The organism is Paenibacillus sp. H1-7 (assembly GCF_022354825.1).
In the GTDB taxonomy this organism is placed as follows: Bacteria; Bacillota; Bacilli; order Paenibacillales; family NBRC-103111; genus Paenibacillus_S.
This window is the reverse complement of sequence record NZ_CP031168.1, coordinates 7220540-7242323: the sequence shown is the minus strand read 5'-3', so window position 1 is coordinate 7242323 and position 21784 is coordinate 7220540. Positions and strand designations below refer to the sequence as shown.

General features: G+C 54.3%; 19 protein-coding genes. 14 read left to right on the top strand and 5 right to left on the bottom strand.

Annotated elements, in window-relative coordinates; all coding sequences use genetic code 11:
• Positions 1-92 precede the first annotated feature (92 nt).
• Positions 93-860, top strand: a complete 768-nt coding sequence (locus DVH26_RS31870) for a YheC/YheD family protein (protein ID WP_239629373.1) — start codon at positions 93-95, stop codon at positions 858-860.
• 74 nt (positions 861-934) lie between these two features.
• On the opposite strand, the gene DVH26_RS31865 is transcribed toward DVH26_RS31870, so the two are convergent.
• Complete coding sequence (locus tag DVH26_RS31865; protein WP_239629371.1) at positions 935-2395, bottom strand: ATP-binding protein; 1461 nt, start codon at positions 2393-2395, stop codon at positions 935-937.
• Between the two features lie 2 nt (positions 2396-2397).
• Positions 2398-3108, bottom strand: a complete 711-nt coding sequence (locus tag DVH26_RS31860; RefSeq protein WP_239629368.1) for a response regulator transcription factor — start codon at positions 3106-3108, stop codon at positions 2398-2400.
• A 148-nt stretch (positions 3109-3256) separates the two neighbouring features.
• Here DVH26_RS31860 and DVH26_RS31855 point away from each other — a divergent pair, with 148 nt between their 5' ends.
• The 4 genes from DVH26_RS31855 (at position 3257) to DVH26_RS31840 (ending at position 7446) form a co-directional block, all read left to right on the top strand.
• Positions 3257-4330, top strand: coding sequence for a LacI family DNA-binding transcriptional regulator (locus DVH26_RS31855; protein ID WP_239629366.1), 1074 nt, complete (start codon positions 3257-3259; stop codon positions 4328-4330).
• A gap of 43 nt (positions 4331-4373) precedes the next feature.
• Positions 4374-5534: a Gfo/Idh/MocA family protein gene (locus DVH26_RS31850; protein ID WP_239629364.1), complete on the top strand. Its 1161-nt coding sequence runs from the start codon at positions 4374-4376 to the stop codon at positions 5532-5534.
• A gap of 15 nt (positions 5535-5549) precedes the next feature.
• On the top strand, positions 5550-6269 hold the full coding sequence (locus tag DVH26_RS31845) for a ThuA domain-containing protein (protein WP_239629361.1): 720 nt from the start codon (positions 5550-5552) through the stop codon (positions 6267-6269).
• Positions 6270-6342: 73 nt separating this feature from the next.
• Complete coding sequence (locus DVH26_RS31840) at positions 6343-7446, top strand: Gfo/Idh/MocA family protein (RefSeq protein WP_239629359.1); 1104 nt, start codon at positions 6343-6345, stop codon at positions 7444-7446.
• 97 nt (positions 7447-7543) lie between these two features.
• Here DVH26_RS31840 and sspI read toward each other — a convergent pair whose 3' ends face one another.
• On the bottom strand, positions 7544-7747 hold the full coding sequence (gene sspI / locus DVH26_RS31835; protein WP_239629357.1) for a small acid-soluble spore protein SspI: 204 nt from the start codon (positions 7745-7747) through the stop codon (positions 7544-7546).
• 180 nt (positions 7748-7927) lie between these two features.
• Between sspI and DVH26_RS31830 the strand changes: the two genes are divergently transcribed.
• From DVH26_RS31830 to DVH26_RS31815, 4 genes are all read left to right on the top strand, one after another.
• Complete coding sequence (locus DVH26_RS31830; RefSeq protein WP_239629354.1) at positions 7928-8587, top strand: potassium channel family protein; 660 nt, start codon at positions 7928-7930, stop codon at positions 8585-8587.
• Positions 8588-8595: 8 nt separating this feature from the next.
• Positions 8596-9414 carry a TrmH family RNA methyltransferase gene (locus tag DVH26_RS31825; RefSeq protein ID WP_239629352.1) on the top strand — a complete coding sequence of 273 codons (819 nt, stop codon included), beginning with the start codon at positions 8596-8598 and terminating at the stop codon, positions 9412-9414.
• Between the two features lie 338 nt (positions 9415-9752).
• A complete protein-coding gene (locus DVH26_RS31820) occupies positions 9753-10496 on the top strand; it encodes an IclR family transcriptional regulator (protein ID WP_239629350.1) in 744 nt (247 codons plus the stop codon).
• A gap of 253 nt (positions 10497-10749) precedes the next feature.
• Positions 10750-12933 (top strand): malate synthase G, encoded by a 2184-nt coding sequence (locus DVH26_RS31815; protein ID WP_239629347.1) that lies wholly within the window; start codon positions 10750-10752, stop codon positions 12931-12933.
• Between the two features lie 219 nt (positions 12934-13152).
• Here DVH26_RS31815 and DVH26_RS31810 read toward each other — a convergent pair whose 3' ends face one another.
• Together DVH26_RS31810 and DVH26_RS31805 are read right to left on the bottom strand one after the other, a co-directional pair.
• Positions 13153-14586, bottom strand: a complete 1434-nt coding sequence (locus DVH26_RS31810) for an NAD-dependent malic enzyme (RefSeq protein ID WP_275590434.1) — start codon at positions 14584-14586, stop codon at positions 13153-13155.
• 5 nt (positions 14587-14591) lie between these two features.
• Positions 14592-15371: a fumarylacetoacetate hydrolase family protein gene (locus tag DVH26_RS31805; RefSeq protein WP_239629344.1), complete on the bottom strand. Its 780-nt coding sequence runs from the start codon at positions 15369-15371 to the stop codon at positions 14592-14594.
• Between the two features lie 351 nt (positions 15372-15722).
• On the opposite strand from DVH26_RS31805, the gene DVH26_RS31800 reads away from it, so the two are divergent.
• From DVH26_RS31800 to DVH26_RS31780, 5 genes are all read left to right on the top strand, one after another.
• The gene (locus DVH26_RS31800; protein WP_239629341.1) at positions 15723-17033 is read left to right on the top strand and encodes a Gfo/Idh/MocA family protein; all 1311 of its coding nucleotides are present in this window, start codon (positions 15723-15725) and stop codon (positions 17031-17033) included.
• A gap of 15 nt (positions 17034-17048) precedes the next feature.
• Complete coding sequence (locus tag DVH26_RS31795; RefSeq protein ID WP_481857563.1) at positions 17049-18002, top strand: ABC transporter permease; 954 nt, start codon at positions 17049-17051, stop codon at positions 18000-18002.
• A 21-nt stretch (positions 18003-18023) separates the two neighbouring features.
• Positions 18024-18902 carry a carbohydrate ABC transporter permease gene (locus DVH26_RS31790; protein WP_239629339.1) on the top strand — a complete coding sequence of 293 codons (879 nt, stop codon included), beginning with the start codon at positions 18024-18026 and terminating at the stop codon, positions 18900-18902.
• 69 nt (positions 18903-18971) lie between these two features.
• Positions 18972-20060: a mandelate racemase/muconate lactonizing enzyme family protein gene (locus DVH26_RS31785; protein ID WP_239629336.1), complete on the top strand. Its 1089-nt coding sequence runs from the start codon at positions 18972-18974 to the stop codon at positions 20058-20060.
• Between the two features lie 62 nt (positions 20061-20122).
• Positions 20123-21628 (top strand): extracellular solute-binding protein, encoded by a 1506-nt coding sequence (locus DVH26_RS31780; RefSeq protein WP_239629334.1) that lies wholly within the window; start codon positions 20123-20125, stop codon positions 21626-21628.
• Positions 21629-21784: the final 156 nt, after the last annotated feature.

Sequence of the window (21784 nt, the reverse complement as noted above, 5' to 3'; positions counted from 1 at the left end):
CGACCTGATCCAAATAGATAATCGCGTCCCGATCTTATAACGATCAAGTGGAGTGCTGCAGCTGCAGCTAAAGGAAAAGAAAGGTGGATCCCATGGTTAAAGTCAAGCACAGCCGTTATGTTGCCAGTAAATGGAAAAAGACGAGCGTTTTGCTGGCAAATCCAAAGCTCCGTACATTCATTCCCGATACGGAGAAAATGACGCGTTCATCCTTGTGGAACATGCTGAACCGGTATCAAATGGTGTATATCAAGCCGGACTTCGGTACCTTCGGCAATGGCGTCATGCGGGTGGAGCTGGTCAAGGAGAACTCCAGAACGGCATACCGATACCAGAGCGGAGTGGAGATCAGACAATTCTCGTCTTATGACGACATGTATGATTCGATTTTGGAAAAAACAAAGAACCGGTTGTACCTTGTACAAATGGGCATTCATCTGACCAAATATAAGAACAAGAACTTCGATATCCGCGTGCACGTACAGCAATCGCCTAGTCATGTATGGGAAACAACGGGGGTAATAGGGCGTGTAGGCGACCCGAAAAAGGTCGTTACCAATGTTCATAACGGCGGGACCATCAAATCCATAGAACAGCTGCTCGGCGCTTATTTGCCCAAGGATAAGCAGCGGATTTTCATTCGCGGACTGGAGAACCTCGGCCTGCTGATCGCCAAGGAGCTGCACGAGAAATTTGTCGGGATTAAGGAGATCGGACTGGATGTGGCGCTGGACAAAAAGCTGAATCCTTGGCTGCTTGAGGTCAATACGAATCCGGACCCTTACATTTTCAGAAAATTAAAGGACAAAACGATGTACAAAAAAGTATACCGTTACGCCAAAGCTTACGGAAGAGTGTAGGCGGGAGGGCTCAAAGCGGAAAAAGAACATAACGCGACTCCGGCTTACATTGGAGGGCGTTATGTTCTTTTATTTCAAGACGCTGCTTCCTTGGTAATTGACGGCTCTTTGGGAAGGGTGATCAGGAAGGTGGAGCCCAGGCCGGGCACGCTCTGCACTTCAATCGTTCCTTGATGCGCCTCTACGAGCTGCTTGACGATGGACAAGCCGAGTCCGGTCTCGCTGTTGCTCTTGGCGCGGGAAGCGTCCGCTTTGTAGAAACGCTCCCATATGAGCTCCATTTCCTCCGGAGTCATTCCGCGACCTGTATCCGTTACTTCGATGATCGTCTTCTCTTCGCTCTCCAATCCGATAATCCGGATGGAGCCGTATTCGGTAAATTGAATGCTGTTCTTAATCAGGTTAATCATTATTTGCGTTAACCGGTCGTAATCGCCGTAGACCATATGCTCCGGCTCGCATTCGATTACAAGCTGCAGACGCTTGGCTTCGATTAGCACATCGAGCGATTCGTTTACTATCTCCAGCAGGTCGCGCAGAGGAGTGCTAGTTTTATTCAGCGTTATCATTCCGTTCTCGATCTTCTCCATGTCGAGCAGCTCATTAATGAGACGAATGAGCCGGAACGTTTCTTTCTCGATTATGCCGTAATATTTGTGCGTATCCTCGGGCTCGGATACCAGCTCGTTCTTCAAAGCTTCAATAATCCCGCGGATCGAGGTCAGAGGAGTGCGAAGCTCGTGTGTCACATCCATAATGAACTGGCGCCGCCGCGTTTCGTACTGCTCCAGCTTCTGGGAGGTCGCCTCCAGCTGGACGGCCATGGCGTTGAAATCAACCGACAGATCGCCAAGCTCATCGGTACGGTTGACGGGAAGCCGCGTCGAGTAATGTCCGGCGGCGATTTGCCGGGTCGCAGAACGGAGCGGCCGAATGCTTTTGCTCAAATTGCGGGAGATGAGCCAGCTTACGAGCACAGCGAGAAACAGCACGACGGCAATCATGTAAAGCAGCGAGCGGTTGAACGATTTCATCATCTCCTCATAGCCGTCCAGCGGGGAGAACACGAACAAGTACATATCGCCCTTTTGGCTTTTGGGCCGGACCGGCTTGCTGACTACGATAAGAGGGTCGTCCGTATTCGTATTGACCGTGAAGCTTTCGTTGTCCTTGACCGAAAATATTTTGGCGCGCAGGCCGTCGACAAACGGCTTGGAACGAAGGGCTCCCGTCATCTTCGGATCGCGGTACAAGATTTCGCCTTTTTTATCGAAAACAAGGAACGAAATTTGCCTCTCGCTCAGCAAATTCCGGTATGCCTGAAGCTGGGGAGCGGGATCTTCCTCTTCGCGGAGCAGCAGCTTTGCGATCACTTTGGATGCATTGGTTAGCTCGACCGTCCGGTTATTGTCCGCTTGCTGCTTGTTATAGTAGGAGAAGCCCAGGCTCAGCAGTCCCAACGAAAGCAGCGATACGATTAGATGACTTATAAAATGCCGCTGGAACAAGGTGAACCGGTACGGTATTCTCTTCATTCTTACTCCTCCAGCTTATAGCCTACGCCCCATACGGTTGCGATGAGCATATGGTCCGGTGTGGAAACCTTGTTGCGCAGACGCTTGATATGCACGTCTACCGTACGCTCTTCGCCGATATAATCGTAGCCCCAAATGCTCTCGAGCAGCTGCTCGCGGGTAAACACCTTTCTCGGATAACGAACGAACAGGCAAAAAAGCTCGAATTCCTTCGGCGTCAGGTTCGTAATTTCATGATTATGGATCATGACGGACCGTGATTCGAGGTAAACGGTTATATGCTTATGGCGCAGCTGCGTCGTTCCGGATTCCTCTTCCGTTCGGGATGGAGGGAGCTGTCCGCTCGTCACGCCGATATGGTATCGTCTCATTACCGCTTTGATCCTGGCGATGAGCTCCATCGGACTGAACGGCTTCGTTACGTAATCGTCGGCGCCGAGCTCGAGACCGAGAATCCGGTCCTGCTCCTGATCCCGTGCGGTGAGCAGAATGACCGGCGTCGGGCTGCTTTTCCTTAAGTCCCGGCACAATAGAACGCCGTCCTTGCCCGGTAGCATCCAATCGAGAATGACGAAGTCCCAACTCTCCTTATCGATAAGCCGTTGCGCCGCAAGGCCATCATGAACAAAGGTCGCATCGTATTGCTCCTTCTGAAAAAAAATGCGCAGCATTTCACAAACGGAAGGATCGTCTTCGGCAACAAGCAGCTTCACAGAAATAACACTCCTCGAATGTGTACTTTGGATAAAATGGATCGGATACTTTCAGCATAGTCACTTCGTTCCGGAATAGCAAGATGTGCAGGATACCCCCATTGGTCGGCAAATTAGGCAATTGACATCTGCATTGTGACATGAGAAAATGAACGCGTGTACATTAAATGGAAATAAAAAGAAGGGGGGAACCCGTATCGTAACTCGAAAGGAAGTTGCTGAGCTTGCGCAAGTATCCGAGGCGACCGTTTCCCGAGTCTTCAACGGCATTGGACCGATGAAGGAGGAGACGAAGCAGCGGGTGCTGGAAGCAGCCAAGACACTTAACTATCATCCCAACGCGATTGCTCAGAACTTCGCAAGACGCCGCAGTGGAAATCTGGGCGTAGTTCTTCCCTATGTGCCTAAGGTGCATGTATTTTCAACGTACTTTTTCTCCGAAATTTTGAGCGGTATCGGCTCGAAGGTGCGGGAGAAAGGCTATGACCTGCTGTTGATGCTTCGGTCTCCCGAAGAGGAAAGCGATTACATTGATATTTTTCGTTCGCAAAAAGTAGACGCCTGCATTATTCTCGGCTCCGGCGATACTCCTGAGGAACGGGCGCGGCTGAAAGGGCTGCAGGATGCCGGGCATCCGTTCTGCCTCGTGAATCAGCATTATCCGGGCGAGAGCTTTAACGAGGTGGATGCGGATCATATCTCTGGCAGCTACAAGGCCGTCAAGCATTTGCTGGAGCAGGGCTTCCGCCGCATCGCCTTCTTGAACGGCTCGCCGCAGTTCTCAAGCAGCCGCGACCGAAGAGAAGGCTACCGGCGCGCGTTGAGCGAAGCGGGGGTCGATCCTGATCAGTACCATCACTGGTACTATGAGGGGAACTACAGCCGCACCAGCGGCTATAGGGCCGCCGAGGCCTTGTACGAGCATCGGCACGAGATCGATGCCGTCTTCTCCGCCAATGACCGGATGGCTACCGGTCTAATGCAGGGCTTGAGGGAGCGAGGCTGGGAGGCAGGCCGGGATTACGCGCTCATCGGCTGCGACAATTCCGATGCCGCCCGGGTTACCGACCCGCCGCTCACCAGCGTCGGCGCGCCGTTCTACGAGATGGGCAGCCTTGCCGCCGAGCGGCTGCTCGCGCAATTGAACGGCGACAAGGAAAGCTTCCGGCTGAAGCTGGACACGGAGCTCGTCCTTCGGCAGTCCAGCCGGAAGCGGCCATGATCTGAGCATTATCCTAACCTGTACAAATGGGAGGACTTTTACGATGAAACAGATCCGTATCGGGATGGTCGGCTATAAATTTATGGGCAAAGCCCACAGTCATGCTTACCGTGATTTGCATATGTTTTTTCCGCGCGTGCCGAAGCCGTCGATGAAGCTTATTTGCGGGCGCGACGAAGCGGGAGTGTCACAGGCCGCCGAGCAGTTCGGCTGGGAAGGCTACGTCACCGACTGGCGCGAGCTGCTCCAGCGCGACGATATCGATGTCGTCGACATCAACGCGCCGAGCGACGCGCACAAGGAAATCGCGATTGCCGCAGCGCAAGCCGGCAAGCATCTATTCTGCGAGAAGCCGCTCGCGCTGACGCTCGAAGATTCGCGCGAGATGCTGCGCGCGGCGGAAGAAGCCGGCGTGAAGCATATGGTCGGCTTCAACTACCGCTTTGCTCCGGCTGTGCAGCTGGCCAAGAAGCTGATCGAAGAAGGAAGGCTCGGCCAAATTTATCATTTCCGGGCCTGGTTTTTGCAGGATTGGATCGTCGATCCGGATTTTCCGCTCGTCTGGAGGCTTCAGAAGGAAGTAGCCGGTTCCGGCTCGCATGGCGATCTGGGCGCCCATCTGATCGACCTGGCGCATTACCTGGTCGGCGAGATGACCGAAGTGATCGGGATGAGCGAGACGTTCGTGAAGGAGCGGCCGCTGCCTACAACCATGACCGGCTTGAGTGCCAAAGGAAGCAAAGACGCTCCGCGCGGAGCGGTTACCGTGGACGACGCGACCTTGTTCATGAGCCGGTTCGCCTGCGGCGCGCTCGGCAGCTTCGAGGCGACGCGGTTCGCTCCGGGTCATCGCTGCACGAATTCTTTTGAAATCAACGGCAGCAAAGGCAGCGTCAAATTCGACTTTGAACGGATGAACGAGCTGCAGGTGTATTTTACCGGCGATGCGGAGGATGTGCAGGGCTTCCGCAGGGTGCTCGCAACCGATGCGGCGCACGCCTATATGGATGCATGGTGGCCGGCGGGGCACACGATCGGCTACGAGCACACCTTCGTGCATGAAGTAGTGGAGCTGATGCAGGCGCTGGAGGAGGACCGGCAGCCGGTTCCGAACTTCGTCGACGGGGTCAAATGCCAGGAAGTGCTGGAAGCGGTCGACCGTTCGATTGCCGAACGCCGCTGGGTCAAAATCGAGGAAATGTAAAAGGAGCGTGCATCCGTGAAAAAAGCGTTGATTGTTCAAGGTGGCTGGCAAGGGCATGAACCGAAGGAAGTGGCCGCTATATTCCGCGGCATTCTTGAGGAAGAGGGCTTTGAAGTGGAAGTGTCCGATACGCTGGAGGCGTTCGCCGACGGGGAGAAGCTGCGGGCACTCGATTTGATCGTTCCGGTCTGGACGATGGGAGAAATAACGAAGGAGCTCGTGAAGAATGTATCCGAAGCGGTGCAAAGCGGCGTCGGATTGGCGGGCTGTCACGGCGGGATGTGCGACTCGTTCCGCAACAACGTCGATTGGCAGTTTATGACGGGCGGACAATGGGTCGCCCATCCAGGCAACGACGGAGTCGAGTATGCAGTCAACATCAAGCACAGCTCCAGTCCGCTGGTGGAAGGCATTGAAGATTTCACCGTAAAAAGCGAGCAGTATTACTTACATATCGATCCGGCTGTGGAAGTGCTCGCTACAACGCGCTTTCCGGTCGTAAGCGGGCCGCATTCGCTCAATAAGGCCGTCGATATGCCCGTGGTATGGACGAAGCGGTGGGGCGTCGGAAGAGTGTACTACTGCTCACTCGGGCATCATGCCGATATCGTTGACATGCCGCAGGTGAAGGAGCTGATGCGCCGAGGCTTCCTGTGGACGGCCGAAGGCAAGAAGGCGGACGGCGGCGGCTCGTCCGCGGAGAATAAGTATACGGGAATGGGCGACAGCCAGTAAGAGAGCTTAAACCAGTAGGCTCAGCTTAAGAATAAGCCAAGATCTAATGATGATCAGGGAGGAATCGTTTGTCATGGAGAAGGTAAGAGTAGGGATTATCGGCTGCGGCAAAATAAGCGGCATCTATTTTAAAAATTGCAAGTCGTTCCAAGCTCTCGAGGTTGCAGCCTGCGCGGACTTGAATCTGGCCCGCGCCGAAGCAAGCGCCGAGGAGCATGGCATTCCAAAAGCCTGCTCGGTGCAAGAGCTGCTGGCCGACCCGGATATCGATCTGGTGATCAATCTGACGATTCCTGCCGCACATGCCGAGGTGTGCATCCAGGCGCTGGAAGCCGGGAAGCATGTCTACGTCGAGAAGCCGCTGGCGGTGACACGCGAGGAAGGACAGCGCATTTTGGCCACGGCTCAGAGCAAGGGGCTGCTGGTAGGAAGCGCGCCGGATACGTTCCTCGGAGGCGGCATTCAAACCTGCATCAAGCTGATTCAAGACGGATGGATCGGAACGCCTGTAGCCGCTTCCGCCTTTATGATCGGACGAGGACATGAGCATTGGCATCCGGATCCGGAGTTTTATTATGCACCGGGCGGCGGGCCGATGTTCGATATGGGGCCGTATTATTTGACGGCGCTTGTCGCCCTGCTCGGGCCGATTCAGCGGGTAACCGGCTCGGCGAAGGCAAGCTATTCCGAACGGACGATCACAAGCCAGCCGAAATTCGGACAGAAGATCAAGGTCGAGACGCCTACCCATGTGGCGGGAGTCATCGATTTTCACAGCGGCGCCATCGGAACGATCATCACAAGCTTCGATGCTTTCGGCGGGGCTCAAGTGCCGCGCATTGAAATTTACGGCAGCGAAGGGACGCTTAGCGTACCGGATCCGAATACGTTCGGAGGACCGGTTCTGGTTCGCAGGCTGGATGCCAAGGAGTTCAGTGAAATTCCTCTTATGTTCGGCTATGCGGACAACAGCAGAGGTTTGGGCGTACTGGACATGGCCTATGCCATCCGCAACAAGCGAATCAACCGGGCGAACGGTGAGCTGGCTTATCACGTGCTGGAAGCGATGCACGGGTTCCATGACGCATCCCGCGAAGGCAAGCACTACGTGATGCACAGCAGCTGCGAAAAACCGAAGCCGATGCCGTCGGGTCTCGTAAAAGGCGTTCTGGACTAATTTGCAGATAATAATTTTAAAAGGTATTAAAAAGCCGCGAAAGCTTGGAAGATCCTGCGCCTATGTATTGGCGAATCTCCGTGCATCGCGGCTTTTTCTATGACAAATGATCCTTCAATGTGGAAACGAGTTGTGATTGCGTATCCTGGTTGCTGTGCTGCCAGATGATTTCGAACAGAACGCCCAGCCCGGGAAGCACCTGCTCCTGTCCTCCGATGGAATCCTCGATTACCCCGAATAGCTCCTCATTGCTTTTGTCTGTCACGCGTTGAATGATGGCCTGTCTCAGGTTTAAGTTCATGGAAGTTGTTTCGCCCTTTCCTCACATGGTCTACCCGATTACTATGCACCAAAAGCACCGGGTTCATGCCTTCGTTTGATTCGGGCATTTTATGGTATAATAATCTCGCACGCAATTCTTCATGAACAAATGATCGCCGATCTCCGGCATCACTACGATTAACACTTGGGAGATGGTTCCATGAAAAGGCAATTCGCCGTTATCGGAATGGGACGCTTTGGTTCAAGCGTAGCGAAGACGTTATCCGACTTCGGTTATGAGGTTTTGGCAATCGACAGCAGCGAGCAGCGCACTCAGGAAATTTCCAATATCGTCACGCATGTCGTCCAAGCGGATTCAACGGACGAGGAAGCGCTGCGTGCCTTGGGGCTGCGGAATTTTGACGTCGTTATCGTCGCCATTGGACAGGATATTCAGTCCAGCATCCTGACGACGATTATTTTAAAGGAAATCGGCGTACCGAAGGTCGTCGTCAAAGCGCAAAATGAGCTTCACGGGAAAGTCGTCAAAAAAATCGGAGCCGACAAAGTCATCTTCCCCGAGCGGGATATGGGGCAGCGCGTGGCGCATCATTTGATTTCATCCAACATTATTGACTATATCGAGTTATCCGACGATTACAGCATTATCGAAGTGCAGGCTGCAAAAGGATTGGCAGGCAAAAATCTGCGGCAGCTGGACATCCGCGCCAAATACGGCTGCAATGTCATGGCCATCAAAACGGGCACTCAGATGAATATCGCTCCCAATGCGGAGGATTTGATCAAGGAGAACGATGTGCTTGTTATCGTCGGGAAAAACGAAGATTTGAAGCATTTTGAAAAAACATTTGCGGAGTAGGCTGTAGTATGAGATTGCTGGATTCAACGATTACGTCCGTTCACAATGCCCGCGTGAAGGCATGGGCTCAATTGCTGGACAAAAAAGGCCGCGACAAGCAAGGCCTGTTTATTATTGAAGGGGTGCACCTCATAGAGGAGGCGCTGGCGTCGGGGCAAGCGATCGAAACGCTTGTCGTGGCGGAGGAGCGGCAGAGCGAGCTGCCTGCCGGCCTGCTGGAGCAGGCAGTCGCGGCAGGCGTGGAGTGCATCGCCGTAACGGAGCAGGTGCTCGCCAAGTGCACCGACACGTTGGCGCCGCAGGCTGCGTTCGCCGTCCTGCCGAAGCTGGCGTGGACGCCGGACGACCTGGCGGGCGACGCAACGGCGCCGAGCCTGGTTGTTGTCATCGACGGCATCCAGGACCCGGGCAATCTCGGGACGATTATCCGCAGCGCGGATGCCGTAGGAGCTACAGGTGTCCTGCTCGGCAAGGGCACCGTCGATTTGTACAACCCCAAGACCGTCCGCTCCACGATGGGGTCGCTGTTTCATCTTCCGATCGCGCTGGGGGATCTGCGCGAGGAGCTCCCGCTGGCGGCGGGTCAAGGCGCCGCGATCGTGACGACCAGCTTGCAGGGCAAGGCAAGCTGCTACGATTACGACTTTCGCGGCCCTGTCTGGTTCGTTGTCGGCAACGAAGGGCAGGGGGTCTCGGCGGAAGTGTCCGCTCTGGCTACGGAGCATATCCTGATCCCGATGCAGGGCCCGGCCGAGTCGCTGAATGCGGCGATGGCCGCAACCGTTGTGCTGTTCGAAGCGATGCGGCAGCGGCGGGCTGTTAAGTAATAAATACATATTTGTCAGTTATAAGTGAGATAACCAAATGGCAGCAAAACCCTTATCATACAAGGATTTGCTGCCATTGGGTTTATTATGGTAAGGGTATTTGAACGCGATTGCACGGGCGCTGGATGGAATGAGCTCCGGTCATAGGTAGATCCGAATGAGATGTTTGCGGCGGCGGCAAGGTGCTTCCAAGCACGGCATGACGATTGGTAAGCGAACGACAGCCGTTCCGGGAGCGGGTTCCGGCATCTGCATTGACCCGCATTACGGGCCGTGATACGATCGAAGGAATAGATTGTCCTTCCCGATGATCACAATTCACATAGGACGTGATGTTTATGGACGTAAAATATGCGGTCCCTGCTCTGGACAGGGCACATGCGGTGCTCGGTCTGCTTAGCGAGGAGCCTTATCAATGGAAGCTGTCGGACTTGTCTAGGGAGCTTGGCATCAGCAAAAGCACGCTGTACTCATTACTGCAGACGATGGAACGGCTGCAGTGGATTAACCGCGACTCGAACGAGACGTATGCGATCGGCAAATCGGTCGGCGATTTCGGAAGCGCCTACTTTCGTCAATTCGATCTGATCGAGGAATTCAGACGGCTCGCCAAGCCGGTGATGCGCAGGCTGCAGGAGTCGATCCAGCTGGCCCGGCTCGACGGAAGCGATGTGCTGTATTTGGCTAAAGTAGAGGCGCCGTCGCCCGTACAGATGGTGTCCGGGCCGGGTGTCCGGGTGCCCGCGCATTCCACCGGACTCGGCAAATCGCTTATGTCGGACATGAGCGCCGAGCAGGTGCGCCTGCTGCTGCCCGAAGAGCAGCTTCCCAAACGTACGGCGCACACGATAGACAATAGAGAGCAATTTATCCGTGAGCTGGAGCAGGTTCACCTTGACGGCTATGCGCTTGATGAGCAGGAAGGGGTTATGGGCTTCTGCTGCGTTTCCGCTCCGATTCGCCGGCGCAACGAAATTGTTGCGGCGGTCAGCTGCTCGCTGCCGCTTTACAACTGGGAAACGGGGAAAGCGGAGGCGCTTCGGGAAATACGCAGCCTCGCTGCGGAGCTATCGTCGCGATGAATAAGTAACATCAGAATGCATGATACACGAATGAACCGGTCGCCCCCGATGGCAGGCCGGTTTTTTTGTTGTTAAAAGTTTCAGAAAGTTTAAGCTTCGTTGATTGTTCGATCTTCTAGATAAAGTGAAAGTATTGACAACGGTAACTGGGTATGGGAAGATAAAAACAAGTGTTATTATGAACATTGTTCAAAATAACGAACAATAAACTTGGACTTTTTTCAATGTAAACCTACTATGAAGGAGATGCTCTATGGAAACTTATATCCAAGTAGGCAGTCTGCAAGTAGCCAATGCTTTGTATCAATTCATTCAAGCGGAAGCGCTTCCCGGAAGCGGGCTGAATGCCGACCTGTTCTGGCAGCAGTTCGAAGAGCTGATCGCAGATTTGGCGCAGGTCAATAAACGTCTGATCGAGAAGCGCGACGAGCTGCAGGACGCGATTCACGAGTGGCACAAACGGAACCGGGAGTCGTTCGATTTTGCCGCATATAAATCGTTTCTCCACGAAATCGCCTATCTGGAACCGGCGCCAACGGATTGCGTGGTGACCACGGAACAGGTCGACGATGAGATCGCTCTTCAGGCGGGACCGCAGCTGGTTGTCCCCGTTAACAATGCCAGATATGCGCTCAATGCGGCGAACGCCCGTTGGGGCAGTTTGTACGATGCGCTGTACGGTACGGATGTAATCGGCGAGGAGGACGGCGCCGAACGGACGCAAGGGTACAATCCGGTTCGCGGCCGGCAGGTCATTGCTTATGGCAGAGCGTTCCTCGATCAGGCTGTTCCGCTGGCAGGAGCTTCCCACCAGGACGCTTCTGCTTATGCGATTGTCGACGGGCAATTAGCGGTTGCTTTGAGCGGTGGTCATACCGCCGGTTTGCAGGATGCCTCCAAGCTGGTCGGCTATCGGGGCAGCGAGAGCGAGCCTACGGCTATTTTGCTGACTAACAACGGCCTGCACATCGAAATTCAAATCGACCGTCATCACGCCATTGGCTGCACCGATGCCGCCGGTGTGAAAGATATCGTGCTGGAAGCGGCCGTTACGACGATTATGGATTGCGAGGATTCCGTGGCGGCTGTAGATGCGGAGGATAAAGTCGAAGTATACCGCAACTGGCTTGGCTTGATGAAGGGAACATTGACCGCGACCTTTAAGAAGGGGGACGGCGTTATGACCCGGTCTCTGCAAGCGGACCGCAGCTACACCTCGATTGCCGGACAACCGCTCGAGCTGCGCGGCCGCTCGCTTTTATTCGTACGCAACGTCGGCCATTTGATGACCATTGACGCGATTGTGGATCGAGACGGCCGCGAAATTCCGGAAGGCATCCTCGACGCCGTCGTGACAAGCCTGATCGCCAAGCACGATTTGCTAAGAAACGGCACCCTTGCGAACTCCACGAAAGGCTCCATCTATATCGTGAAGCCGAAGATGCACGGATCGGAGGAAGCGGCATTCGCCAATACGTTGTTCAACCGGGTGGAAGATATGCTCGGGCTGACGCGCAACACGATCAAAATCGGCGTGATGGACGAGGAGCGGCGGACTTCTCTCAATCTGCAGGCATGTATCGCTCAGGTGAAGGAAAGAATCGTCTTTATTAATACAGGCTTTCTGGACCGTACCGGGGACGAAATGCATACCTCACTGGAAGCCGGGCCGATGATTCGGAAAAACGAGATGAAGGCAGCGGCATGGCTCCAAGGGTACGAGCGCTCGAACGTAGCGACCGGCTTGGCGTGCGGCCTGCAGGGCCGGGCTCAAATCGGCAAAGGGATGTGGGCAATGCCGGACTTGATGAAGGAGATGCTGAAGCAGAAGATCGGCCAGTTGGAAGCGGGCTGTACGACCGCATGGGTGCCTTCGCCCACGGCCGCCGTGCTGCATGCGATGCATTACCATCAAGTCGATGTGAGAGAAGTGCAGAACAGGCTGAAGCTTACGAAGGCGGACTATACCGATCAAATATTGGACATTCCGGTAAGTGCGGACCGGGCATGGACGTCGGAGCACATTCAGCAGGAGCTCGATAACAACGCACAGGGCATACTCGGCTATGTCGTCCGCTGGGTAGAGCAAGGAATCGGCTGCTCCAAGGTGCCGGATATCAACAACGTCGGACTAATGGAGGACCGCGCTACGCTGCGGATTTCGAGCCAGCATATGGCGAACTGGCTTCTTCATGGCATCTGTACGGAGCAGCAGGTCGTTGCTACGATGAAGCGGATGGCTCAAGTGGTCGACGAGCAAAATGCAGGCGACGCCGCCTACCGCCGGATGTCGGACGATTATGAGGCTTCCGCAGCGTTCCAGGCTGCACTTGCGCTGGTGCTTCAAGGCTATGAGCAACCGAACGGCTATACGGAGCCGATTTTGCACAAGTATCGCAGGGAGTTCAAGGCTAAGCAAGCATCGCTGCGGGTGTAGCTCGAACGGCTGTCTATGCGCCATTGCAGGTGTCTTTCAGTCGAGGCGGTCAGCTGCCTCACCTACACGGTCAGCCGAGATGATCCGGCTGGCCTTTTCATCTTTGTGCAGAGGTCCCGCACAGACGCGGGTTGCACTTGCGAGCTCGCATCATATTACGAACGAGGAAGAGCCTGCCGCCCGGCAGGCTCTTCTGCGTATGGAACGCGCCTTAATCGGCTAAGACATGGCAACGGCGGACTTATCGGGGCGAAACTCTTTCGGAATCCGGGTCGCTATCCCCGTATCGATGGCGGCTTGCACGACGGCATCGCGTACGCTTCGCACCACCTGGTCGTTAAAGATGCTCGGAATGATGTATGACTCGTTCAGCTCATCCTCACTCACGATCAAGGCGATCGCCCGAGCGGCTGCCAGCTTCATCTCCTCGTTGATGCGGGAAGCCCGGCAGTCGAGTGCGCCGCGGAAAATGCCGGGGAAGCAGAGCACATTGTTGATTTGATTCGGGTAGTCGCTTCTGCCGGTGGCGAGCACTCGGATATAAGGCTCTGCGAGCTCGGGATCGATCTCGGGCTCCGGATTCGCCATGGCGAATACGATCGGGTCGCGCGCCATGCTTTGTACATCCGTGACCTTCAATACATTCGGGCCGGATACGCCGATGAACACATCGGCTCCTTGAATCACATCGCTTAACGAGCCTTGCGCCTTTTCGGGATTCGTCACTTTGGCGATTCGATCCAGAGTGGGATGATCGTAGCTGACACCGGGCACGAGCGCGCCGGGGCGGTCGACGGCAATCAGCCGTTTGACCCCGGCGGCGAGCAGCATTTCGATGCAGGCCGCGCCGGCAGCGCCGACTCCGCAGACGACGACGCGGATGTCGGTAATCGCTTTGCCGACAAGCTTCAGCGCATTGAGCAAGCCGGCTAAAATGACGACAGCCGTGCCGTGTTGATCGTCATGAAATACCGGGATGGATAATTCCTCCTGAAGACGGCGTTCAATCTCAAAGCAGCGCGGGGAGCTGATGTCCTCCAGATTGATTCCACCGAAGGTCGGCGCGATCGCCTTGACGATTCGGACGATTTCGTCGGTATCCTTGGACTGCAAGCATATCGGAAACGCGTCGATATCGGCGAACTGCTTGAACAGCATCGCCTTGCCCTCCATCACGGGCAAAGCGGCTTCGGGACCGATGTCGCCCAAGCCGAGCACAGCCGTGCCGTCGGTCACGACGGCTACGGTATTGCGCTTGATCGTCAGCGAGAACGCTTTGCTCGGATCTTCATGAATAGCCCTGCTTATTCTGGCTACTCCCGGCGTATAAACTCTGGATAAGTCGTCGCGGTTTTTGATCGGCGTCTTCGGCGTCATCTGGATTTTGCCACCCAGATGCGCAAGGAAGGTGCTGTCCGACATGTGAACGATTTTTACCCCAGGCAGCGCTTCGATGGATTCCATTAACCGGTCGTGAATGTCTATGTTCATCTGTACGGTAATATCCCGTACGGTGACATCTTTGCCGGCCCGAATGACATCGACTGCGATAATGTCTCCGCCGGACGCATTAATCGCAGTCGCCAGCTCCCCGAACGACAGCTTCGCTTTCTCAATTTCCATGCGAAAAATAACGCTTGTATGGATAGCCATCAGAATCACTCCGTTTCCGAAATTTGCGATGCTTGAACCGGATTGCTTAACCGTCCGATGCCTTCAATGATGCAATCGACACGGTCGCCTTGCTGGATGTTGACGGCTCCCGGCGGCGTCCCGGTTAAAAGAACGTCGCCCGGAGACAATGTCATGAAGCGGCTTATATAGGCGATCAGCTGATCGATCGGCGTAATCATCCGTTCGATCGCGCAGTTTTGCTTGAGAACGCCGTTGACCTCCGATTGAATCCGGGCGTTCCGGTAATCGAATTCGGTTTCGATAACCGGTCCGAGCGGGCAGAACGTATCGAAGGATTTGCCGATCGTCCAATGTCCGTCCGAATGATAGTAGCTTGAAGCACTTACATCGTTGGATACGGTAAAACCGAAAATGACGCTGGCGGCGTCTTCCGCCGAAATGTTCCGGGCCGTTCGCCCGATGACGACGGCGAGCTCAGACTCATACTTGACCGAGCCCGGAACAGGGGGCAGCACAATCGGTTCTCCAGGCCCGATCACGCTCGTTTGCGGCTTGAAGAAGAGCACCGGCAGCTCGGGGACAGGCGGCTTCTCCGCATGGTCGGCAGCGAAATTTTTCCCTACGCCGATAATATGCCTCGGCAGCAGAGGCGCCAGCAGGCGGGCATCCTGGAGAGCATATTGCCGGCCGGTGTAATCGAAGCGACCGAACAAGTCTCCCGTGAATTCGCGAATGACGGAATGTTCGACCGTACCGCTGCGCACCGCAGTGTCACCGGGAATCGTGAAGCGAATGAATTTCATAACAATCACCTCTTTGTTCATAATGATGAACGATGTTTAATATATAGTACAAAATATAGTGTCTTACACATTCGGTTTGGTGTCAATGGGTTTCAGCGAGATGTTTATTCAATGCCGATGATCGTTAGCGGCGGACGTTATTTGCTCAGGTATCTCTAAGGAGTATGACATGCAGCGCTCAGGATTATCGGGGCGGGAGCGGCGCGTTTTTTCACTTCTGAAGCCAGGCTGCGCACGCTTGTCGAACTATCTCTATTAGGATTGTAGCCTTTTACCCCGATGTGAGAAATAATGAAGCCATCCCGAAGAGGAAATGCAAACAAGAAACGGGGAAATGAGGTGCCTCTTAATATGAAAAAAAAATACGCCATATGCGGGGTCAGCAACCGGAGCATGAAGATGTTCATCGGCCCGATGTTGAAAACGTTCTCCACTCAGACGGAGATTGTCGGCCTGCTTGACATCGATCCGAGACGGTTCGAGGTATGCAAGGAGAAATTCCCGCAGCTGAACGACGTTAAGGAGTACGGTCCCGATCAGTTTGACCTGTTGGTGAAGCAGACGAAGCCTGATGTCATCATTGTAACGGGGCGCGACGATACGCATGTGACTTACATTTTACAAGCGTTGGAGCATGGGCTGGACGTTATCACGGAGAAACCGATGGCGACGACCGGCGCGGACTGCCGCCGAATCCTCGACGCCGAACAGCGGAGCAAAGGCAAGGTCACGGTCGCGTTCAACTACCGGTATGCCCCGATTCACAGCCGGATCAAAGAGCTGGTGCTGGAGGGCAAAGTCGGCCGGGTCACATCCGTTGACTTGAACTGGTACATCGATACGTATCACGGGGCCAGCTATTTCAAACGGTGGAACCGCAATCGCGAGCATTCCGGAGGGCTTTCCATTCATAAGAGCTCACATCACTTCGACCTGGTGAATTGGTGGATCGGCCAGCAGCCGGTGCAAGTATTCGCCTTCGGGGCGCTAAATTATTATGGTCCGGAAGGACCGCTGAACCCTAAGAAGGAGGACGGCCGTCACTGCGAGACGTGTACGGTCAAGCCGGATTGCAGCTACTTTATGCGCTGGTCGACGCGAAGCAGGGAAGTGACGGTGAAGGACGATCATCTCGGTGCCGTCAGCTCCGGGCTCGCTGTTGCCCCTTACAGCGAATACCGCCCGGATGCGTGTATTTACGATTCCGCCATTAATATTGAAGATACGTATTCCGTCAACGTGAAATACGACGGCGGGGCGCTTTTGTCGTACTCGGTCAACTTCTCGCTTCCTTATGAAGGCTACCGGCTTGCGATTAACGGGACCAAAGGTCGCATCGAAACGACGGAGTTCCACTCGGCCAGCCGTGTACCTTTCCCGGTTCCGGTTCAGACGATCGACTACTTCCCGCTGTTCGGCTCGAAAGAAACGATCCATGTCGTTCACCGCGAAGGAGGACACGGCGGAGGCGACCCGGTGCTGCTGGAAGACATTTTTTTGGGGCCAGATCCTGGCAGGGCGTACCCGATCTTATCCGGCTCGCAGGACGGCGCCTATTCCATCGGCACCGGTGAAGCGGTATGGCGGTCGGTGAAGGAAAACCGCCCGATTCGTATCGATGAGGTGCTAAGGGCGGATACGGCAGCAACAACAGCCACATGAAGGGAGGGATGACGATTGAGAACGCAAACGGCTCCAGGCGTGAAAGTCAGCTTCGGCAGTAAGCTCGGCTTGCTGACGAAACGAATATGGAAGAGCCCGCATTTATACGTCATGGTCGCACCGGGGCTGCTCTATTTCCTGTTGTTCAAATATTTGCCGATGTGGGGCGTGCTGATCGCCTTCAAGGATTACTTACCGTACCGCGGCTTCTGGAACAGTCCTTGGGTAGGGTTCAAGCATTTCGACCGCTTTTTCCATGATCCCGTATTTTGGCTGCTGCTCAAAAATACGTTCATACTCGCCGTCTATAACATCGTGTTCTTCTTCCCGGTTCCGATCATTATCGCGCTGATGCTCAATGAGCTTCGAGTGGAATGGTTTAAACGGTCGATTCAGACAGCCGTCTATATTCCGCACTTTGTTTCGTGGGTCGTTGTAGTCGGGATGGTGTATACGTTTTTCTCTTCCGAAGGCGGCATCTTTACGAGCATGCTTGCGCAGGCAGGGATGCCGGTGCCGAACTTCCTGATGTCGAACGATTGGTTCCGGCCGATGATCGTATTGGAAGTGATCTGGAAGGAGTCCGGCTGGGGGACCATTATTTTCCTTGCGGCACTGGCGGGCGTAGACCCAACCTTATACGAAGCGGCCAAAATGGACGGCGCCAGCAGGTTCCGCCAGCTTTGGCACATTACGCTTCCCGCCATTCGCAGTACGATCGTCATTCTGTTCATTTTGCGTCTCGGCAACTTCCTGGATACGGGTTTCGAGCAAATCTTCCTGATGTTGAACTCGACGAACCGTCAGGTGGGAGAGGTGTTCGATACGTACGTATATGTGAATGGGGTGCAGCAGGGGCAGTTCAGCTTCAGTACGGCGGTCGGTCTGTTCAAGTCGCTGGTCGGACTTTGTCTGGTGTATGCAGCCAACAAGGTTGCGAAGAAGCTTGGGGAAGAAGGCGTCTATTAACAAGTAAGGGAGGCGATAGCGATGGTACGACCGTCTCTAGGCTCGCGTTTGTTCGATACGATTAATATTATGCTGCTTCTCGCGTTCGCTATATTTACAATCGTGCCGTTTCTATTCGTACTGTCCGGGTCTTTCACGGCCTCGGAAGAGCTGCTTCAGCGCGGAGTCGTCCTGTTTCCGACGAAGTTTTCGCTGGACGGCTACCGGTATATTTTTTCCACCAATACGATTCTGTGGAGCTTGGGCGTGACCGTGTTCATTACGGTGATTGGCACGCTGATCAATCTGATTTTCACGACATTGATGGCTTATCCGCTCGCCAGAAAAGAGTTTGTCGGACGCCGCCCGATCATGATGCTCGTCCTGTTTACAATGCTGTTCAGCGGGGGCATGATTCCGACGTTTCTCGTCGTCAAGTCGCTTGGCTTGCTTAACAGCTACAGCTCGCTGCTTATTCCCGGAGCGATCAGCGCATTTAACTTAATTATATTGCGCAACTTCTTCCAGCAGCTGCCGGACGGACTGGAGGAATCGGCCAAAATAGACGGCTGCAACGATTACCAAATATTAATCCGAATCGTGCTTCCTTTATCTTTACCTGCTATGGCGACATTCTCTCTATTTTATGCGGTTGGCCATTGGAACACGTTCTTTAACGCGGTTCTGTATATTAACGACAGCACGAAGTGGCCGATTCAAGTGTGGCTGCGGCAAATCGTCATTTTGTCGCAGGGAGGGGTCGGCGACTCCCAGCAGATGGGCAGCGATTTTGTCGCTCCGCCGGGAGAAGTGATCAAGATGGCCGTTATCGTCGTATCGACGGTGCCGATCCTGCTCGTGTATCCGTTCCTGCAAAAGCATTTCGCCAAAGGCGTGCTCCTCGGTTCGGTGAAAGGATAAAGAGGCTTTGTCCTCCGCTTTCCTCTTATGCCGGGCTTGCCAATACCAATTCATTCCCGGGAGGCTCTTATGAAAATTACAAACATTACGTGCTACAAAAAAGAAATGGGTTTGTTCTATGTGAAAGTGGATACCGACGAAGGCGTATACGGCTTCGGAGAATCCAGTCCGATGCGTCCGGACGTGCTGCTGCAAATTATGAACACCGTGATCAAGCCGCAGGTGATCGGTATGGACCCGTTCCAGCTGGAGCGGATTGAAGAAGCGGTTCTGCGCAGAAACTATAAAATATCGGGGCAGCTGCTTGCCTCCGCGTTCAGCGGTCTCGAAATCGCGCTGTGGGACTTGAAGGGACGCTATTTAAACCAGCCGGTTTACAATTTGCTGGGCGGGTTGTACCGCGAAAGCATTCCGCTGTATGCTTCAAGTATGAGCCGCGATTTAACGCATGAGGAAGAGGCTGACAAAATCCGCGATGCTATCGAACGGCTCAAAGTGAAAGCGGTAAAAATCAAAGTCGGACCGCGCTACGGTACAGGCTTGCCGGTCGATTTGAAGGACGACGAGATGAAGGTTAGAGCGGCCCGCGAGGCGATCGGCCCGGATGTGAAGCTGATGATTGACGGCAACAGCTCGTATACGTATATACAAGCGGTGCAGCTGTTCGAGCGGATCAAGCAGTACGACATTCATCATTTCGAGGAGCCTTGCCCGTATTATGACATCGATACGTATATTAAGCTGGCTGGCACGCTTCCGGTGCCGATCCACGTCGGCGAGCAGGATTGGAACCTGTATACGTTCCGGGATTTTATAAGCAAGGGCGCTTGTCACCTGTACGCGGCCGATCCGGTCAAGTGCGGCGGCTTGTCCAGCGCGAAGCGGGCGGCGGCGTTGTGCAGGGCGTTCGGCATTCATTACGTCCCGCATAACACAACGAAGGGCGTCGGCTTCGCGGCTGCGATTCATCTGGCGGCAAGCTCGCCGGAGTGCAGCAGTTATTATGAATATAACATTGAGAAAAACAGTACACGCGAACGCTATTTGAAGCAGCCATTCGAGGTAAGGGACGGTTATGTGCACGTTTCGCATAAGCCGGGGCTTGGCATTGAGCTTGACGAGGAGCTCATGGAAGCGACGCTGGATATTGTCCGTTAGAGGCTGATTCGCAGTTCATTGACGTTCATAATAAACAGATAATCATGGGGAGGTTGTACAGAATGCAAACGAAACGTGTACTTAAAGCGGGTGCGGGGGCTGCCGTGGCGCTTTCGCTGGTCGTGGCTTCCGCCTGCAGCAGCGGGGATGCCGGCAAGCAGAATAATACGGCGGCGCCGTCCGGACCGGTAGAAATTACGATGATGAACCAATATTTGACGGCGGAGCCGCCGAAGATGGACAGCGAGCCGATGAAGCTGCTGCAGCAATATACAAACACGAATTTGAAGGTGACTTGGGTGCCGAGCGCAAGCTACAGCGAGAAGGTTACGGCTTCCATTGCCGTTGCGAGCGATTTGCCGCAGCTGCTGCTCGTAAAGGACGACCGCAACCCGGCGATCATCGATGCCGCCCGCGCCGGCTTGTTCTGGGAGCTTGGCCCGTATTTGAAGGATTATCCGAATTTGAAAAGCTTGGACGCTACGCGCTTAAACAATATCTCGGTCGACGGCAAAGTGTACGGCGTATTCCGGTGGCGGGCGATGGGACGCAACGGCATCATTATCCGTAAGGACTGGCTCGACAACCTGGGGCTTCAGGAACCGAAAACGATCGACGAGCTGCTGAATGTGATCAAGGCGTTCACGTACAACGATCCGGATAAAAACGGCAAGAACGATACGTTCGGCATCTCGTTCGACTCCAACAGCGCGCAAATTTATCACTTCTTGTCCGTGTTGGGGGCACCGAACACTTGGGATTATAAAGACGGCAAAATGACGCCGGACTTTATGACGAAGCCGTACATCGACACGATGAAGATGCTCCAGCAAATGTTCAAGGACAAACTGTTCAACAGCGATTTCCCGGTAGTCAAGGATCGGACGGTGCTCGTCAACCAAGGGAAGGTCGGCGTATATATCGGCGCGCTTGACGATTTGAATGCAAGGTTTACTGATCTGTACAAAGCGAATCCGACGGCCAAGCTTGATACGGTTGCCAGCATCAGCGGTCCGACAGGCATCAAGATACAAGGCGGAACCGGATATAACAGCGTGTTCATGATTCCGCAGACAAGCGTGAAAACCGAAGCTGAGCTGAAGCAGGTGCTGTCGTTTATCGATAAGCTTGGCGACGAGAAGGTTCAGAACCTGATAACGTGGGGAATCGAAGGCAAGCACTACAAGCTGGAGAACGGCCAGGCGGTGCGGATCGATGAGCAAAAGTATACGGATGAAGTGTACAATACGCTGTTTCAAATGATGACATTTGACGGCAGCAAGGCGCTCCCTGGCAAGCTCGATCCGAGCGTGGAGAAATATACGAAGCTCATTCAAGATAACGAGAAGTACGCCGTGCCGAATCCGGCGCAGCCGCTTCTGTCCAAAACGTATATGGAGAAGGGCAAACAGCTGGATCAGATCATTACCGATGCGAGAACCAAATTTATATTGGGAGAGCTGGACGAGGCCGGGTTCAATCAGGCGGTGGCCAACTGGCAGAAGCAGGGCGGCGACCAAGTCATGAACGAATATAAGACCGAATACGAAAAAACGCAAAAGAAGTAAAGGCTGCAAAAAGCTCCAAGACACCGTCCGGACAATTCCGGGCGGTGTTTAAACTTTCAAAACGTCATACCGGGCGGTTCTCCTGAATTGTATCGCTAATGATTATTTGATTTTATTCGTCCGGATGCGATAATCTAGTACAGATATCGAACCTCC

Bases quoted from the DNA above. Each gene is read 5' to 3' on its own strand.
- DVH26_RS31870 (WP_239629373.1), top strand. From the start codon at position 93: ATGGTTAAAGTCAAGCACAGCCGTTATGTTGCCAGTAAATGGAAAAAG.
- DVH26_RS31865 (WP_239629371.1), bottom strand. From the start codon at position 2,395: ATGAAGAGAATACCGTACCGGTTCACCTTGTTCCAGCGGCATTTTATA.
- DVH26_RS31855 (WP_239629366.1), top strand. From the start codon at position 3,257: ATGAACGCGTGTACATTAAATGGAAATAAAAAGAAGGGGGGAACCCGT.
- DVH26_RS31850 (WP_239629364.1), top strand. From the start codon at position 4,374: ATGAAACAGATCCGTATCGGGATGGTCGGCTATAAATTTATGGGCAAA.
- DVH26_RS31840 (WP_239629359.1), top strand. From the start codon at position 6,343: ATGGAGAAGGTAAGAGTAGGGATTATCGGCTGCGGCAAAATAAGCGGC.
- sspI (WP_239629357.1), bottom strand. From the start codon at position 7,747: ATGAACTTAAACCTGAGACAGGCCATCATTCAACGCGTGACAGACAAA.
- DVH26_RS31830 (WP_239629354.1), top strand. From the start codon at position 7,928: ATGAAAAGGCAATTCGCCGTTATCGGAATGGGACGCTTTGGTTCAAGC.
- DVH26_RS31825 (WP_239629352.1), top strand. From the start codon at position 8,596: ATGAGATTGCTGGATTCAACGATTACGTCCGTTCACAATGCCCGCGTG.
- DVH26_RS31820 (WP_239629350.1), top strand. From the start codon at position 9,753: ATGGACGTAAAATATGCGGTCCCTGCTCTGGACAGGGCACATGCGGTG.
- DVH26_RS31815 (WP_239629347.1), top strand. From the start codon at position 10,750: ATGGAAACTTATATCCAAGTAGGCAGTCTGCAAGTAGCCAATGCTTTG.
- DVH26_RS31810 (WP_275590434.1), bottom strand. From the start codon at position 14,586: ATGGCTATCCATACAAGCGTTATTTTTCGCATGGAAATTGAGAAAGCG.
- DVH26_RS31805 (WP_239629344.1), bottom strand. From the start codon at position 15,371: ATGAAATTCATTCGCTTCACGATTCCCGGTGACACTGCGGTGCGCAGC.
- DVH26_RS31800 (WP_239629341.1), top strand. From the start codon at position 15,723: ATGAAAAAAAAATACGCCATATGCGGGGTCAGCAACCGGAGCATGAAG.
- DVH26_RS31790 (WP_239629339.1), top strand. From the start codon at position 18,024: ATGGTACGACCGTCTCTAGGCTCGCGTTTGTTCGATACGATTAATATT.
- DVH26_RS31785 (WP_239629336.1), top strand. From the start codon at position 18,972: ATGAAAATTACAAACATTACGTGCTACAAAAAAGAAATGGGTTTGTTC.
- DVH26_RS31780 (WP_239629334.1), top strand. From the start codon at position 20,123: ATGCAAACGAAACGTGTACTTAAAGCGGGTGCGGGGGCTGCCGTGGCG.